General features: G+C 66.4%; 15 protein-coding genes. 9 read left to right on the forward strand and 6 right to left on the reverse strand.

The window, feature by feature from the left end; all coding sequences use genetic code 11:
• Positions 1-51: 51 nt before the first annotated feature.
• From QRO93_RS06995 to map, 3 genes are all read left to right on the forward strand, one after another.
• Positions 52-411: a VOC family protein gene (locus QRO93_RS06995; protein WP_049456145.1), complete on the forward strand. Its 360-nt coding sequence runs from the start codon at positions 52-54 to the stop codon at positions 409-411.
• Between the two features lie 67 nt (positions 412-478).
• Complete coding sequence (locus tag QRO93_RS07000; protein ID WP_006425741.1) at positions 479-691, forward strand: ParD-like family protein; 213 nt, start codon at positions 479-481, stop codon at positions 689-691.
• A gap of 7 nt (positions 692-698) precedes the next feature.
• A complete protein-coding gene (map, locus tag QRO93_RS07005) occupies positions 699-1,481 on the forward strand; it encodes a type I methionyl aminopeptidase (RefSeq protein ID WP_053451262.1) in 783 nt (260 codons plus the stop codon).
• Here the strand turns inward: map and QRO93_RS07010 are convergent.
• A complete protein-coding gene (locus tag QRO93_RS07010; RefSeq protein ID WP_008267534.1) occupies positions 1,478-2,092 on the reverse strand; it encodes a LysE/ArgO family amino acid transporter in 615 nt (204 codons plus the stop codon). The two genes, map and QRO93_RS07010, sit on opposite strands and share 4 nt — an antisense overlap.
• Positions 2,093-2,197: 105 nt before the next feature.
• On the opposite strand from QRO93_RS07010, the gene QRO93_RS07015 reads away from it, so the two are divergent.
• From QRO93_RS07015 to QRO93_RS07035, 5 genes are all read left to right on the forward strand, one after another.
• Entirely contained in the window at positions 2,198-3,091 is an 894-nt protein-coding gene (locus QRO93_RS07015; protein ID WP_285304045.1) for a LysR family transcriptional regulator ArgP, read from the forward strand.
• A gap of 78 nt (positions 3,092-3,169) precedes the next feature.
• Entirely contained in the window at positions 3,170-4,576 is a 1,407-nt protein-coding gene (locus QRO93_RS07020; RefSeq protein WP_053449155.1) for a TolC family protein, read from the forward strand.
• Positions 4,569-5,582: an HlyD family secretion protein gene (locus tag QRO93_RS07025; RefSeq protein WP_180878215.1), complete on the forward strand. Its 1,014-nt coding sequence runs from the start codon at positions 4,569-4,571 to the stop codon at positions 5,580-5,582. Before QRO93_RS07020 ends, QRO93_RS07025 begins: the two co-directional genes overlap by 8 nt.
• Positions 5,567-6,754: an ABC transporter permease gene (locus tag QRO93_RS07030; protein WP_180878214.1), complete on the forward strand. Its 1,188-nt coding sequence runs from the start codon at positions 5,567-5,569 to the stop codon at positions 6,752-6,754. The genes QRO93_RS07025 and QRO93_RS07030 overlap by 16 nt, the downstream gene beginning before the upstream one ends.
• Entirely contained in the window at positions 6,751-7,878 is a 1,128-nt protein-coding gene (locus tag QRO93_RS07035; protein WP_180878213.1) for an ABC transporter permease, read from the forward strand. Before QRO93_RS07030 ends, QRO93_RS07035 begins: the two co-directional genes overlap by 4 nt.
• A gap of 45 nt (positions 7,879-7,923) precedes the next feature.
• Here QRO93_RS07035 and QRO93_RS07040 read toward each other — a convergent pair whose 3' ends face one another.
• The 3 genes from QRO93_RS07040 to QRO93_RS07050 form a co-directional block, all read right to left on the reverse strand.
• Positions 7,924-9,300, reverse strand: a complete 1,377-nt coding sequence (locus QRO93_RS07040; protein WP_080374994.1) for a hypothetical protein — start codon at positions 9,298-9,300, stop codon at positions 7,924-7,926.
• Between the two features lie 153 nt (positions 9,301-9,453).
• Positions 9,454-9,822, reverse strand: coding sequence for a glycine zipper 2TM domain-containing protein (locus QRO93_RS07045; protein ID WP_005415760.1), 369 nt, complete (start codon positions 9,820-9,822; stop codon positions 9,454-9,456).
• Between the two features lie 166 nt (positions 9,823-9,988).
• Complete coding sequence (locus tag QRO93_RS07050; protein WP_285304054.1) at positions 9,989-12,211, reverse strand: methyl-accepting chemotaxis protein; 2,223 nt, start codon at positions 12,209-12,211, stop codon at positions 9,989-9,991.
• Positions 12,212-12,516: 305 nt separating this feature from the next.
• On the opposite strand from QRO93_RS07050, the gene QRO93_RS07055 reads away from it, so the two are divergent.
• Positions 12,517-12,909 (forward strand): barstar family protein, encoded by a 393-nt coding sequence (locus tag QRO93_RS07055; protein WP_180878212.1) that lies wholly within the window; start codon positions 12,517-12,519, stop codon positions 12,907-12,909.
• A 30-nt stretch (positions 12,910-12,939) separates the two neighbouring features.
• Here QRO93_RS07055 and QRO93_RS07060 read toward each other — a convergent pair whose 3' ends face one another.
• Together QRO93_RS07060 and QRO93_RS07065 are read right to left on the reverse strand one after the other, a co-directional pair.
• Positions 12,940-13,932, reverse strand: coding sequence for a glycosyltransferase (locus QRO93_RS07060; RefSeq protein WP_180878211.1), 993 nt, complete (start codon positions 13,930-13,932; stop codon positions 12,940-12,942).
• Positions 13,932-15,194: an O-antigen ligase family protein gene (locus tag QRO93_RS07065; protein WP_285304047.1), complete on the reverse strand. Its 1,263-nt coding sequence runs from the start codon at positions 15,192-15,194 to the stop codon at positions 13,932-13,934. Before QRO93_RS07065 ends, QRO93_RS07060 begins: the two co-directional genes overlap by 1 nt.
• Positions 15,195-15,325 lie beyond the last annotated feature (131 nt).

A 15,325-nucleotide genomic window follows, 5' to 3' on the forward strand; every position in this document is an offset into this window, starting at 1 on the left:
CCCCCCCCCCCCCCCCCACTACACTGGACGCCTACCCCCGGAGACGCCGCCATGCCCCAGACCGTCATCCCGCAGCTGCGCATGCGCCATGCCGACACCTCCCTGCCGTTCTACGTGCAGGGCCTGGGCTTCGTGGTCGACTGGGAACACCGCTTCGAACCCGGCTTCCCGCTGTTCGCCCAGCTCACCCGCGACGGCCAGACCCTCTTCCTCACCGAACACACCGGTGATTGCGAGGTCGGCGGCGCGGTGTACTTCATCGTCGAGGATGTCGATGCGCTGCACCGTGCCTTCAGCGCCGCGAACGTGCCGATCGAGCAGCCGCCGCATGACACCGAATGGGGCAGCCGCGAGATGCTGCTGCGTGACCCCGACGGCAACCGCCTGCGCTTCGCCACCCACGCAGACTGAACCCCAGCGGCTTGAGGCGAATATACGAAACATATATGCTTCGTATATCCACTACCCAGGACCGCCGATGGGCATCGTCAACATCGATGACACCCTGCACGACCAGCTGCGCCGTGCCTGTACCGTCTCCAGCCGCTCGATCAACGCCCAGGCCAACTTCTGGATCCGGGTCGGCATGCTGTGCGAGATGAATCCCACGCTGAGCTTCCAGGACATCGTCGCCAGCGAACTGCGCGCGGCCGGCGTACAGCCACAGGCGCTGGCGCCCGGGCGGGCCTGACATGGCGATGATCAAGCAGCCGCACGAAATCGCGCTGATGGCCGAATCGGGTCGCCTGCTGGCGCAGGTGTTCGCCGCGCTCGACCGGCTGCCGCTGCAGGGCCGCAGCACCATGGAAATCAACGATTTCGTCGAGCGCATGATCGTCGATGAACTGCAGGCAAGGCCGGCCAGCAAGGGCCAGTACGGTTTCCCGTATGTGCTCAACACCTCGATCGACAACGTGATCTGCCACGGCGTGCCCAGCACCACCGACGTGCTGCGCAACGGCCAGATCGTCAACCTCGACATCACCCTGGAGAAGAACGGCTACATCGCCGACTCCAGCACCACCTACCTGGTCGGTGAGGTCGACTATGCCGCGCGCCGGCTGGTGCAGACCACCTACCAGGCGATGTGGAAAGGCATCGCCACGGTGCGCCCCGGCGCGCGCCTGGGCGACATCGGCCACGCCATCGCCCGCCACGCGCGCAGCCATGGCTACAGCGTGGTGAAGGAATACTGCGGCCACGGCATCGGCCAGGAGATGCACGAGGAACCGCAGATCCTGCACTACGGTCATCCGAACACCGGCATGACACTGGAAGAAGGCATGGTGTTCACCATCGAACCGATGCTCAACCAGGGCAAGCCGGCCATCCGCCAGCAACCGGACGAATGGCCGGTGTATACGCGCGACGGCAAGCTGTCGGCGCAGTTCGAACACACCGTGGCGGTCACCGCCAGTGGCGTGCGCGTGCTCACCCTGCGCCCCGGCGAAGCGCCATTGTGTGCGGTGGATGCGGCCTAGAGCGGGCGCAACAGCAGCAGCGTGGCGAGACAGAACATGAAGACCGCCACCCCTGCGTCCAGCACGCGCCACGCAGCCGGCCTGCGGAACACCGGCTGCAACAGGCGCGCGCCATAGCCCAACGTGCAGAACCAGGCCACGCTGGCCACGCAGGCTCCGGCGGCGAAGGCCCAGCGCAGATCGCCGGGGTAACGCGTGGACAAGCTGCCGAGCAGCACCACCGTATCCAGATAGACGTGCGGATTGAGCAGCGTGAACGCCAGGCAGGTCAACAGTACCTGGCGCCCGCTGCCACCCTGCGTCTCGGCGGCGGCCAAGGCACTGCCACCGTGCCAGGCGCGCAATCCGGCCTGCAGTCCATACCAGAGCAGGAACGCCGCACCGCCGAAGCGCAGCACCTGCAGCAGCAACGGCCACTGCTGCACCAACGCCCCCATGCCGCCAACGCCGGCCAGGATCAGCGCGATATCAGCGCCGGCACAGGCCAGCACCACCGTTCCGACATGGCGACGTTGCAGACCCTGGCGTAGTACGAATGCATTCTGTGCACCGATGGCGATGATCAGGCCGGCACCTGCGAACAGGCCGGCAGTGGTAGCGGCGATCCACATCAGGAAGGCCCAGGCAGCGAAGGGACGCGCAGGGTGCGACCATTGCCGCGTTAAGACAATCTGATTTTTCTTTATCCTGTGCAGAAAAACTGAAGGGGCGCCTGCATGGACCTGGTACATCCGCAACTGGCCGCGTTTGCCGCGGTGCTGGAGGAAGGCAGCTTCGAGGCCGCGGCACGCCGCCTGTCGATCAGCCCCTCGGCATTGTCGCAGCGGATCAAGGCACTGGAGGACCGGCTCGGCCAGGTACTGGTGGTCCGCCAGGCGCCGTGCCGCCCCACCGCTGCCGGGGAGGCCCTGCTGCGCCGGGTTCGCCCAATGCAGGCACTGGAAGCCGAGGCGCTGGCCGAACTACTGCCCGAGCGCGGCGGCGATGCCGCGCGCACGCCGATCCCCTTGGCGGTCAACGACGACTCGCTCGATACCTGGTTCGTGCCGGCCATCGCCGAACTGCACCAGCGCCACGGTTACCTGTTCGACCTGCGCATGGACGACCAGGACCACACCCTGCAGCTGCTGCGCGATGGCAGCGTGCTCGGCGCGGTCACTGCCGAAAGCCAGCCGGTGAAAGGCTGCAACGTGCATCCGCTTGGCGCCATGCGCTACCACGCCATCGCCTCGCCCGGCTTCGCCCGCCAGTACTTCAGCGATGGCATGCAGGCCGCCGCATTGGCACGCGCACCGATGCTGGTGTTCAACCGCAAGGATGAACTGCAATGGCGCTTCGTGCGGCGGCTGACCCGCGCGCGCCTGCAGCCGCCGCTACACTACCTGCCTTCCTCCACCGGTTTCGTCGAAGCCGCAGCGTGCGGACTCGGCTGGGGCATGGCCCCGGAAACCCTGATCGCACCCGTCGTGCGCGACGGCCGCGTGGTGGTACTGGAACCCCGCCGCTGGCTGGATGTGCCGCTGTACTGGCAGCATGCCGCCGTGCGCTCAAGCACGTTGCAGCACATCACCCAGGCGCTGCGCAGCGCGGCCAGCAGCACCCTTCGCTGAGGACCACACGATGACCGCAGACCCGGGCTTCACACCGCGCGCACTACCGTTTGCGCACTTCTTCACCATTGGGACGGCATGGGCGTGATCGGCCGACGTACAAGGATGCTCCGCGCAAAGGCCGCGCTGGCGCTGACGCTGGCAACCTGCCTGCCCATCACTGCGTCGGCGCAGTCCATCACCGACGCACCGGCTTTGGACTGGGAACAGGCACGGCAGCGCCTGGAACAGGTCTCCGATGCGCTGGCCGCCGCCGACGCCGCCGTGCGCAACAAGCAGGACCTGCAGGACGCCACCCGCCTGCTGCGCCTGCCGGAGATCACCGGCGAAGTGCGCCGCCTGCAGTTCCAGAAGACCCTGACCCTGCCGCTGGGTTCACTGGCGCCGGTGGCCGAAGCCTTCGGCATCGACTCGCCGCTGTCGTTCACCGAACGCGACTGGCGCACCCGCCCGGTGGTGACTGCGGTGCTGCCGCTGTACACCGGCGGGGTGATCCCTGCTGCACAGCGCGCCGCCAGCGCCGCCCATGAACAGGCCAGCGCCGAGCGCGAGGCGCAACGCCAGTCGCTGACCGTGCAGCTGGCACAGGCCTATTTCGGCCAGCGCCTGGCCGAACAGGCCGTGGAGGTGCGCCGCGATGTGCGCGATGGCCTCAACCGCCACTTGTCCGACGCCGAGAAACTGGAGCGCGAGGGCTTCGCCACCCGCGCCCAGCGCCTGCAGGCCACCGTGGCCCGCGACAAGGCCGAGCGCGAGTACCAGAAGACGGTGAACGACCTGGCCACCTTGAAGGCCGCGCTGTCCACCCTGCTGCGCAGCGGCGGTGAGGTGCAGCCGGTATCACCGCTGTTCGTGCAGCGCGCGCCGCTGGAGCCGGTCGCCCGCTTCGAACGCACCGCGCAGGCCCGCCAGCCGCAGATCGCGCGCCTGCGGGCAATGGTGGCGCAGGCCGAACAGGGCGTGCGCGTGCAGCAGGCCAAGCTGAAACCGCAGATCTTCGCCTTCGGCCAGTACGACTTCCGTCGTCGCGATGAAATGCTGACCGATCCGGACTGGGCCTTCGGCATCGGACTGAAGTACACCTTCCTGTCGCCGAACTCGCGGCCGGCGCAGATCAGCGCCGCGCGTGCGCAGCAGGAGCAGGCCGAAGCGGGCCTGCGCGAAGCCGAGAACCAGGTTGCGCTGGGCGTGCGCAAGGCCTGGAACGAACTGGAGACCGCCCGCCAGCAGTTCGTGCTGCTCGACAGCAGCATTGCCCAGGCACAGGAAAACCTGCGCCTGCAGGAGCTGGCGTTCCGCGAAGGCCAGGCCACCTCGCTGGATGTGATCGACGCGCGGCTCGGCCTCGGCGGTGCCCGCGTCGAGCGCGCACAGGCCGCCTACCAATACGATGTTGCACTGGCACAGCTGCTGGAGGTCAGTGGACAGATGGACCGTTTCGAAGAGTTCCGGCGGCGTGCGGACGAGGTGATCGACCATGAGTGATGTGCTGCACGACGATGCGAAGACGCCCCCGGGCAAGCGCCGGCTGGGACCGATCCTGATAGGGGTGCTGCTGGTGGTGGTGGTGCTGGGCCTGTGGCTGGCCTGGCGCAGCCCGGCCGACCAGATCCAGGGCATGGCCGATGCGGACACCATCAACGTGGCCGCCAAGATCACCGCGCGCGTGGCCGAACTGAAGGTGCGCGAGGGCGACCGCGTGCAGCCCGGGCAGGTGCTGTTCCTGCTCGACAGCCCCGAGGTGGCCGCCAAGGAACAGCAGGCGCACGGCGCACTGGCCGCGGCGCAGGCGGTGGCCGACAAGGCCGATGAAGGCGCGCGCAGCGAGGACATCCGCGCCGCCGAAGCCAACTGGAAGCGCGCCGAAGCCGGCGCGACGCTGGCCGTCGCTACCTACCAGCGCGTGCAGAACCTGTTCAACGAAGGGGTGATGACCCGGCAGAAGCGCGATGAAGCGCATGCCCAGGCCACCAGCTCGCGTGAACTGGCGCGTGCCGCGCGCGCGCAGTACGACATGGCGCTGTCTGGCGCGCGCGAGCAGGACAAGCGCGCCGCGCAGGGCCAGGTGCAGCAGGCGCAGGGCGCGGTGGCCGAAGTCAACGCCGCGCGCGCCGAAGTGGAAGGGCGGGCGCCGGTCGCCGGCGAGATCAACAAGCGCATGGCCGACCCGGGTGAACTGGTGCCGGCCGGCTATCCGGTGTTCACCCTGGTCGACATCGACCGCATGTGGGTGGCGATGAACCTGCGCGAATCGCAGATGCAGGGCCTGAAGGTCGGCAGCAAGCTGCGTGGCAGCGTGCCGGCGCTCGGCCAGGACGGCGAGTTCGAGGTCTATTTCATCAATCCGGCCGGTGACTATGCGACCTGGCGCACCACCCGCCAGTCGTCCGGCTACGACGTCCGCAGCTTCGAGGTGCGGGTGCGCCCGGTACGCCGCATCGAGGGCTTCCGCCCCGGCATGAGCGTGCTGTTCGCATGGCCCCAGCACTGAGCCCTGATGGCGGCGGCTTCGCCGCTTCCTGGCGGCGCGAGCTGCGGTCGTTGCGCGGCAACCGTGCCGACCTGATGCTGGTCACCGTGCTGCCGCTGCTGATGCTGGTGGTGATGGCATGGATGTTCACCTCCTCGGTGATGCGCGACATCCCGATCGCCGTGGTCGACCTCGACCACAGCAGTGACAGCCGCCTGCTGCTGCGCATGCTCGATGCCAGCCCGGGCGTGCGCATCGCCAGCCAGCCAGCCGACATCGAGGACGCACGTTCGCAGCTGCGCCGACTGGACGTGTTCGCGATCGTGCTGGTGCCGCGCGACGTTACCCGGCAGGCCCTGCGCGGACGCCAGGGAACGGTGTTCGCCTATTACAACGCCACCTACATGACCACCGGGCAGTCCGCCGCGCGTGATATCGGCGACGCGGTCTCGGCCTGGAACGCACGCCTGCTGCGCGAGCGCATCGGCCTGCAGGTCGGCCCGGGCAAGCTGCGTGCGGCGCCCATCGCGGTGCAGTCAGACATCCTCTACAACCCGGCACGCAGCTACGAGCTGTTCCTGCTGCCACTGATCTTCCCGGCGGTACTGTCGCTGGTGCTGGCACTTGCGGTGGCCGGCAGCCTGGGGCGCGAGATCCGCGATGGCACCCTGCCCGGCTGGCTGGGCCGCACGCCGTGGGCCGCCATCGCCGGCAAGGCTGCACCGTACATCCTGCTGTTCTCGCTGTACGGTGCACTCGGGCTGGGTTACCTGGCCTGGCTGCGCGGCGATGGCGTGGTCGGCAGCGTGCTCCTGCTGCTGCTTGCACAGCCGCTGTTCTACCTGGCCACTGCGGCCTACGCGTTGTTCTTCGTCGGCGTCACCCGCGACATGGGTACCGCGCTGTCCGCAGTCGGCCTCAGCATCGGCACCGCATTGGCGTTCTCCAGCGCCACCTTCCCGGTGCTGGACGGCCCCCTGTTCACCCGCATCTGGCATCAGCTGCTGCCGCTCAGCGCCTACATCAAGCTGCAGACCCAGCAACAGTTCATCGGTTCGCCGCTGCTGGTCTCGCTGTGGCCGTTGGCCACGCTGCTGCTGATGTCGGTGGTGGCCGGCGGCATCGGTGGCCTGCGCCTGATTGCCTTCGCGCGTACAGCCGAGGCTGCGCAGCCAGCGAGGGCCGACGCATGAGCACGCTCTGGCGCAGCCTGCGGCAGACCCTGATGGCCGTGCTGTGCGACCGCTATGCGATCGTGGTGATGGTCGGCGCGGTGATCCTGTATTCGTTCTTCTACCCGGCGGCGTACCGCCACCAGGTGGCCGGCAACCTGCCGGTGCTGGTGGTGGACGAAGACCACAGCGCCACCAGCCGCGAACTGCTGCGAACGCTGGACGCGCTGCGGGTCGCACGCGTGGTCGGGCAACCGGCCGACATCGAAAGTGCGCGCCAGCAGCTGGAAGCCGGCCATGCCGAAGGCATCGTGCTGATTCCGGCCAACCTGGAGCGCGACATCCTGCGCGGCCACCCGGCCAAGCTGGTGCTGCTCGGCAACGGCGCCTACCTCGGGCGCGCCAGTTGGGTGCTGGGCAGCGTGGCCGATGCACTGGGCGCGTTCGGGCGCGACGCGGCGGTCGGGCAGGCCGCCTTCATGGGCGCGCCGCAGGCGCCACCGGTCACCCTGGTGCAGCGCCCGCTGTACAACACCCAGGAAGGCTACGGCAGCGCCATCGTCCCCGGCGTGGCCGAACTGATCGTGCACCAGACCCTGCTGATGGGCATCGGCGTCCTGCTCGGCGGCCGTCGTCTCGCGCTCGGCCGGCGCCTGCGCTTCGATCTGCCGACCCTGGGCGGCATGGCACTGGGCTTCGGCCTGATCGGCCTGTTCGGCCTGTTCTACTACGCCGGTTTCACTGCCTGGATGCAGGACTATCCACGCGGTGGCAATCCGCTCGGCCAGTTGCTGGGCGGCACCCTGTTCATCGCCGCGACGGTGGCGTTCGGCCTGTTCGTCGGCAGCTTCTTCCGCACCCGCGAACGTGCGTTCCAGTACATCATCGCCACCTCCATCCCGCTGTTCTTCCTGGCCAACCTGTCCTGGCCGGCAGTGATGACGCCACGCCCGCTGGTGTGGCTGGCGCAGCTGCTACCAACCACCTCGGGCATCAACCTGATGGTGCGCCTGAACCAGATGGACGCCCGCCTGGCCGAAGTCAGCCACGAACTGATCACCCTCAGCATCCTGCTGCTGCTCTACGGCAGCCTCGCCGCCTGGCGCCTCCTCGCAAAAAAGGGGACGGAGGGGATTAAGTCGTAAGCGGCCGGATTGGCGGATTGCGACTTAATCCCCTCCGTCCCCTTTTCAGGGGTCTGGCGCGTACCAGAACGGGATGCGGTACTCGCGACGTCGCTCCGGGCCGCGTTCGCCACCTTCGGCATTCCAGACCAGGTTCAGATCATGCCGACCGGGTACCAACCCCGCCATCGGCAGGTATCCGACCAAGCCGCGCATGTCGACATCACGGCGTTCCATCGGCATGAACTCGTGCAGGTCGACCGGCGCGCCATCCAACTGCACCTGCCACAGCCGCGACAGGCACTCCACCGCCGCACTGGCAGCCTGCGCGCCTACGGCTTCGTTGCGCGCCCCGGGCAGCGCACTGCAATGCTGGCGTGCCAACGGGTTGTCGCGCTGGGGACGATGCGGAATGAACACGCGCAGGCGCGAACCGGTGATCGTGTCGGAGGGAATCATCGGGTACGCCAACAGCTGATCGTGTGCCGAGCGCATCGACTCGTAATGCGCGCTCAACATGCCGTGTTCGACAGCCTCGTCAGTCATCACCTGGTAACGGTTGAACAGCGAAAACTTCACCGAACCCAGTACCTGGACGGCTCCCAGCACCATGGCCACCACCACGGCGAGCAGATAGACCGCCATGAATGAACGCGAGCGCAGGTTGCTCTGCAGGGTCAGCTGCATCGTCTGCATCTGGCGCAGCAGGGGAATCCGCTGCAGGCCCGCCAGGAAGCGCTGCAGCCAGTGCTGCAGGCCCTCATGGGCCTGGTTGCGCCGCTGCCTACGCGCAATGACGCGCTCCAGCAGCGCGGGCACCAGCGCGAGTGCAAGCAAGCCGGTCAGGACGCTAATGACCACGATCATGACAACACGTTCTGAACCGCCGGCAAGCGCACTGATCGCCATCGCCACGCACAGCGTCAGCACGGCCATCACCAGCGTTCCGGCCAGCGTCTGCACGGCCAACAGCGTGGTGGAGAAGAGCATGGTGGCCAAACGATCAGCGCGCTCGATGCTGCCATCCAGGCCACCGTCGCGGGCCTTGAGGAAGGCGCGCGATACCGGGCCCATCTGCGGAAGCCGTTGCCAGTCGATGCCCTTGGGGAAGTGCGATTTCAGCCCGATCAGGCCTATCCAGTAGCCGCGCACGGTCAGGTGCGCGATCAGCGCCACTGCCAACACGTAGCACATGCCCACGCTGATGCTGAAACCAAACCACAGCAGTTGGAAGTAAATGCCTTCGGTATGCAGGCTGCTGCGCGCCCAGGCATCGAACAGATAGCCAGGAACCGCCAACAGTGCAAACGCCAGCAGGCCGGAAATGAACAATTCGAGCTCGTCGGTACGCTCACGCAGTCGGCCGAAGCGCGCTGTCGCTTCCAGTACTGGATCGACCTCGGCAACCGGCGTGTGCGACTCAGTCAGGGGTGATTCGTTCACATTGCGTTCATCCATTGAAGTCGGCGCAGTATAGACACCGCGCTGCAGCCCGCGATACAGGGCCGTTCAACGACGAACGCCGGCACAGGGCCGGCGTTCGAGGACATGCGTACTGCGAAATCCTGTGGAAGGAAGTGCTACCGGTGCAGACAATCAGCGGTAAACACGCTCGCAGCGGCGTTCGACCACGCGATCACCGTTTTTCTGCTGGCTGTTGCCCTGGATCTGCCGGCCCGCGGCGCCACCGGCGACGGCACCGGCGACGGTGGCCAGCTTCTTGCCGTTGCCGCCACCCACCTGGTTGCCGAGCAGGCCACCAATCACCGCACCGGTGGCTGTACCGGCAATACGGTTGGGGTCACGCGAATTGCGTTGCACTTCCACGTTCTTGCAGACCACGCGGCTGCCATCGTTGAACTTGCGCCCTTCATCACGCGGCCCGTAGGTCTGTGCGCCTGCAACCGAACTGGCCGCCAGCAGCGTGCCCAGCACAAGCAGTCGAGTCGAGGTCTTCATGGCCATCTCCTGAGGTCCGGTATGCCGCAAGTGTCCTCCCACGGCTGGCAACCGGAAGTGAAATGGACGTATGCGCGGCGACATCGGCCATCGCCCGTTCAGGAAAAAAATCCGCGCCCATCGCGACCAGCCATCGCGATGGGCGCCGTCTCCCTGCCGGCATGCCGCCCTTCTAGAACTCCTGCCAGCCACCCGCGTTGGCGGCCAGCGTCGAATCGATGCGGGGCGAAAGAACCGTCGCCCTGCGCACCGGAGCCACCGACGCAGCGACGGCCGCCAACGCAGGCCGTACCACCGCCGCAGCCGTGGCGGCGCCGGTGCGGAACACCGACACCGCTTCAGCCAACAGATTGGCCTGCTCTTCCATCGAGCGTGCCGCAGCGCTGGCCTCTTCCACCAATGCCGCATTCTGCTGGGTGGTCTCGTCCATCTGCACCACGGCCTGGTTGACCTGCTCGATGCCCGAACTCTGCTCCTGCGAGGCGGCGGAGATATCGGCCATGATGTCGGTCACCCGCTGCACCGAGGCCACGATCTCGCCCATCGTGGTGCCTGCCTGGCGCACCAGTGCCGACCCATCGGCCACCTTGCCGACCGAGTCCTCGATCAGGCCCTTGATCTCCTTGGCGGCACCGGCCGAGCGCTGCGCCAGCGTGCGCACCTCGCTGGCCACCACCGCAAAGCCCCGGCCCTGCTCACCGGCACGCGCCGCTTCCACCGCGGCGTTCAGCGCCAAAATGTTGGTCTGGAATGCGATGCCATCGATCACCGAGATGATCTCGGCAATCTTCTTCGAGGCGGCTTCGATGGCGGACATCGTGGTCACCACCTGGCCGACCACCTCCCCGCCCTGCGAGGCGACACCATGCGCGCCGATGGCTAGCTGGTTGGCCTGGCGCGCGTGTTCGGCGTTCTGCTTCACGGTAGAGGTCACCTCCTCCATCGACGCGGCCGTTTCCTCCAGATTCGCGGCCTGCTGCTCGGTGCGCCGCGACAGGTCGGTGTTGCCCGAGGCAATCTCGCCTGCAGCCAGGTTGATGCTGGATGCACTGGCCTGGATGCGGCCAACGATCTGCTTGAGCTGATCGACGGTGGCATTGCAGTCATCGCGCATGCGGGCGAACACACCATGGAAGTCACCTTGCATGCGTACGGTCAGGTCGCCTCGCGAGATGGCCTGCAACAGGGTCGACACCTGCACCAGGTTCTCATCGGTGGTCTGCATCAGCTGGTTGAGCCCGGCCACCATGTCGCGGAAATCGTAGGCGAAGCGGTCCTCATCGCCGCGCAGGCTGAAATCACCCGCCGCGGCTGCGGTCGCCAGCCGGCGGATCTCGCTGTTGATCGCCGACAGGCTGCTCTTGGTTTCATCCATTGCCTGGGTGATCGCCGCCTTCTCGCCCGGCAACGGGTCCATGTCCACCGACAGGTCACCGCGGGCATAGTGCTTCATCACTTCGATCAGCCGGTTCTGCACCTGCACGTGCGAACCAACCAGCGCATTGGTTTCGTGCACCATCCGCCCGAAGTCGCCGGGGAACGCGCTCTCATCCATGCGGTAGCTGAGGCTGCCGGCGTCATGCTGGCGGGCCAGCTCGCCCTGCGCCGCCATCACCGCCTGTACCTGCATCTGCATGCGTTGCATCGACCTGAGCAGCTGGGTCACCTCATCGTTGCCCGACGCATCGATGACGTTGTCCAGGCGGCCACCGGCGATGCCATCGGCCAGCTTCACCGCCCCCTCCAGCGGACGGGTCAGGCTGCGGGTGATCGCCCAGGCCGCCAGCGAACCCAGTATCAGGCTCATCACGCCGAACACGATCGACAAGGTGCCGGTCCAGGCCTCCGTGCTGCGATATTCCTGGCGGCTGCGCTCGGTCAGTGTCTCCTGATGCCGCAGCAGCGTCGAGATGGATTCGTTCCAGGCCGTGGCCAGCCCGTGCTCGGCCAGCAGCTCTTTGGCAGCGCCGTCGAAATCCCCAGCCTTCATGCGCTCGTGCAGATGCTGGGTGGAGGCGTCGGTCGCCTTGCGTGCCGCGTCGATTTTCGCAACCAGCGCATCGCCGGTGGCGTCACGCGGAATCTTGATGTACCTGGCCCAGATGCCGTCGTAGGTCTGCGACAGTTCCTGTGCCTTCTGATAATCCTTGTCGAAATCCTCGCCACGCTTGATCACCATCAGCCGCCGATGCATCAGCACGGCATTGTTGGTATCGAGCATGTCATTCAGCAGCCGCATCTTCACCATGTTGACGTCCACCACTTTCTCGAACTGGGCGGACTTGAGCTGGTTTCCGTACAGCACCAGGCCAACGATGGCCATGATGAACAGCAGCAGCAAACCAAAGCCGGCGCCCAGCCGGGATCCCACTCGGAGGTTGCGTAAGGCGAGCATCTCAATTCCCTTGATCATGGCCGTACGATCGATGGCGGCGCAGGCAATGGAAACTTTATGGGAGTTTATATTTGGAACGATCCAATAATATTGAACAGGCAGAATGGACCCGCCCCCATACCGCCCCTCCCATCGCCCTTTGGCTGCCGATGACATGCCAGCGCAGCATTGAAATCACGCCGCATTGACAGTTTCTCCCCGGTATATCCATCCAGCATCCATTGATAATCAGCAGCGGACACCACCGTTCCAGATCGGGCTGCCGGTGCATGCAGCCGTTACCGGCGAACGGCTACAGTTGCGGCATGTCCCTGGTCCTGCACATCGACGGCGCATCCATCAACGACATCGCCAGCCTGTACGCGGAAATCAACCGTGTGTTCATGGCCAGCGAGAACTGGCAGCTGGGAGCAAGCCTGGACGCGCTTGATGACCTGCTGTGGGGTGGCTATGGCGTGCTCGCCGGCCACTCCGCCGCGACCGTCGTCTGGCACGACATCGCGCATAGCCGCAGTGTATTGGGGCGGGACGCCACGCATGCGTGGCTGCGGTCAAAACTCGATCAGCCCGGCACCTTCAATGTCGCGGCCATCAACGAGCAGATCGCGGCGCTGGAGCACGGCCAGGGACAGACGTACTTCGAGATCGTAATGGAGATCTTCGACGGGCATCCGCAGATCACCCTGGTCGCTGCCTGAGCGCGCTGCGGCAACGCCGCGTGCCGGGCTTCAGAATTTCGCCAGGGCCTCACCCAGACGCAATGGGAACGCAACCTCGCTGGCCAGATGCCATGCGCGTGCATTGGCACCCAGCCGGGTGCATTCGGCCTCATCCATCGCCAGTGCACGCTCGACAGCCTGCTCCAGCGCTGTCTCGTCCACATGCCAGGTCCTGGACAGGTGGCAGGGCGCGCCCTCGTGAGCCGCCACCAGAAGACCGCGGCTCTCATCGATCATCTGGTTCATCGGCGCGCCATCGCAGGTGATCACCACCGCCGCACAGCTCATCGCTTCGACCAGGTAGTGGCCCCAGCCCTCGGTCTGCGACAGGCACAGGTGGAACACATGCTCGTTCTGCAGGCGCTGCACCTCTTCATCGGGCAGGCGCTCGCGGACGATCCGCAGGTTTGCCGCCCCACCCTCGTCTTCGTCCGAAGGCCCGCCACGCAGGACGGTCAGCAGGGGCCATTCCGGGTGCCGCTTCCAGACCTTCACCAGGGTCGCCGTACCCTTCATGCGGCTGCTGCCTGCGGCATGCAGGAAGCTGCGGGGCTTGCGCGGCACCGAAGCGTCGTAGCGGTCGCGGCTGCAGAAGCCCACTTCCAGCGCGCGCATGCCCAGCGCAGTGAAGATGCGCGTGGCGTCCTCGGTCTTGGTCAGCAGGGAATCGAACCGCGGCAGGATGCGGAGGCTGCGTGCAGATACCCATTCCGGATTCGGGATCAGCAGATTGACCTCGGCCAGGCCAAAACTGGCCGGCCGTACGTGCTCCAGCGAGATGTTGATATCGAATCGCGCCGGCTTCCGCCCCAGGCTCAGCCACGACGCCAGCAGGCGACGCAGGCGCAACCGGCGCAGTTTCCACGCCCCGCCATTGCGTACCGCATCGAGGCGGCTGATGGTTACCTCATGCCCGAGCTGTCGCAGCGAGCGCTCGATCACCTGGATGTCATGGCTCAAGCCGCGCTGGTTGTCGGCGGCCAGCAGGTGAACATGCGCCATCAGTGCGAACTCCCGTCCCGGCGCAGGTCGCGGACCGGCAACGCGGTCGCCAGGACGAAGCCCAGCACCAGGTAGAAATAGAACGAATGCGGCATTGCCCGATAGAACACGTTGTCGGTGAACGCCGAGAGCGCGTAGACGATGACCACGGCAAGGCCGGCGGTGGCGACCATCGCCGTGGTTTCATCGGCATGGCCGATCCGCCGCACGAAATGAATACCCGGCAGGATGAAGATCAGCAGCATGATCAGCAACAGCGGCACGCCACCGGTCACTGCCGCTTCCAGGTACTCGTTGTGGGGATGGTTGTAGCGAGAGATCGCGTCGGACACCTCGCCGCGGGCAATGCCCTCGCGCGCATAGGTACCGAACTGGTTCAGGCCCACCCCGGTCAGCGGGTGCTCGGCAATGGCGTCGACCGCCACGCCCCACATCGCGATGCGCTCACGCACCGAACCCACTTCGTTGTGCTGGTTGAAGCCGGCGATCTCGCCACTGACCTCACCGAAGCGTTGGATGACCTGATGGTTGAGCACCGTGGTGGCACCGAGCACGCCGATGACCAGGGCGCCGACGAAGGCCAGCGGGCCACGCCAGCGCCGGGTACGCCACACGTGCACCGTCATCACCATCAGCATCGCCGGAATGAAGGCCAGGATCGGCCCCCGGCTCTGCGCCAGGATCGAGCCGTAGACGCCCACGGCAACGGCAACCCCATGCAGGCAGCGCTCGGCCGGATGGACGTTCGGCTGGATCAACCGGATGACCGAGAACAGCGCCATGCACAGCGTGACCATCGTGAACTCGATGGCCGTCCATTCGCCACCACTGAAACCATAAGCACGTTCCAACCCCATCACGTGGTGCTGCACGATGCATGAGCCACCGAACACCAGGGTGGAGAGCGCGAACAGAGTCCAGATCAGGCGCCAGTCCAGCACGGCGGCGAACACCGCGGCCGTACCCAGATAGAGCAGCATCTGCGCGGGCAGGTCCAACTCGCTCCAGCGCAGGTCGTGCCAGGCGATGCTGAAGAAGGCAAAGGCCAGGCGCAGCAAACAGGCGATCACGATGAAGCGCGCGATGCGGTAGCGCAGGCGGACATCCGGCTGGCGACGGATCAGCACCACGCCGGTGACCAGCAGGGCCAGCAGCAGCACGGCCTTCAACAGGTTGTACGGCGCAGATCCGGCAAGCGGGACAATGGCAACCAGCGTACTCAGCAGGGCGATGCGCCAGTAATGGCGAGGTTCGGCGGCCATGCAGGCTGCAGTCATGCGTGTTCTTTCCATCAACGCCCGCCCGGGGATGAATTGCCCCGGTTTCCATGGAGGCCGATTGGCGGGAATCGCCGGGGCCGACACTACCGTGGCCCTCCATGGAAATCAACCAA

The sequence above is a fragment of the Stenotrophomonas maltophilia group sp. Smal17 genome, from assembly GCF_030237045.1.
GTDB classification, from domain to species: Bacteria; Pseudomonadota; Gammaproteobacteria; order Xanthomonadales; family Xanthomonadaceae; genus Stenotrophomonas; species Stenotrophomonas forensis.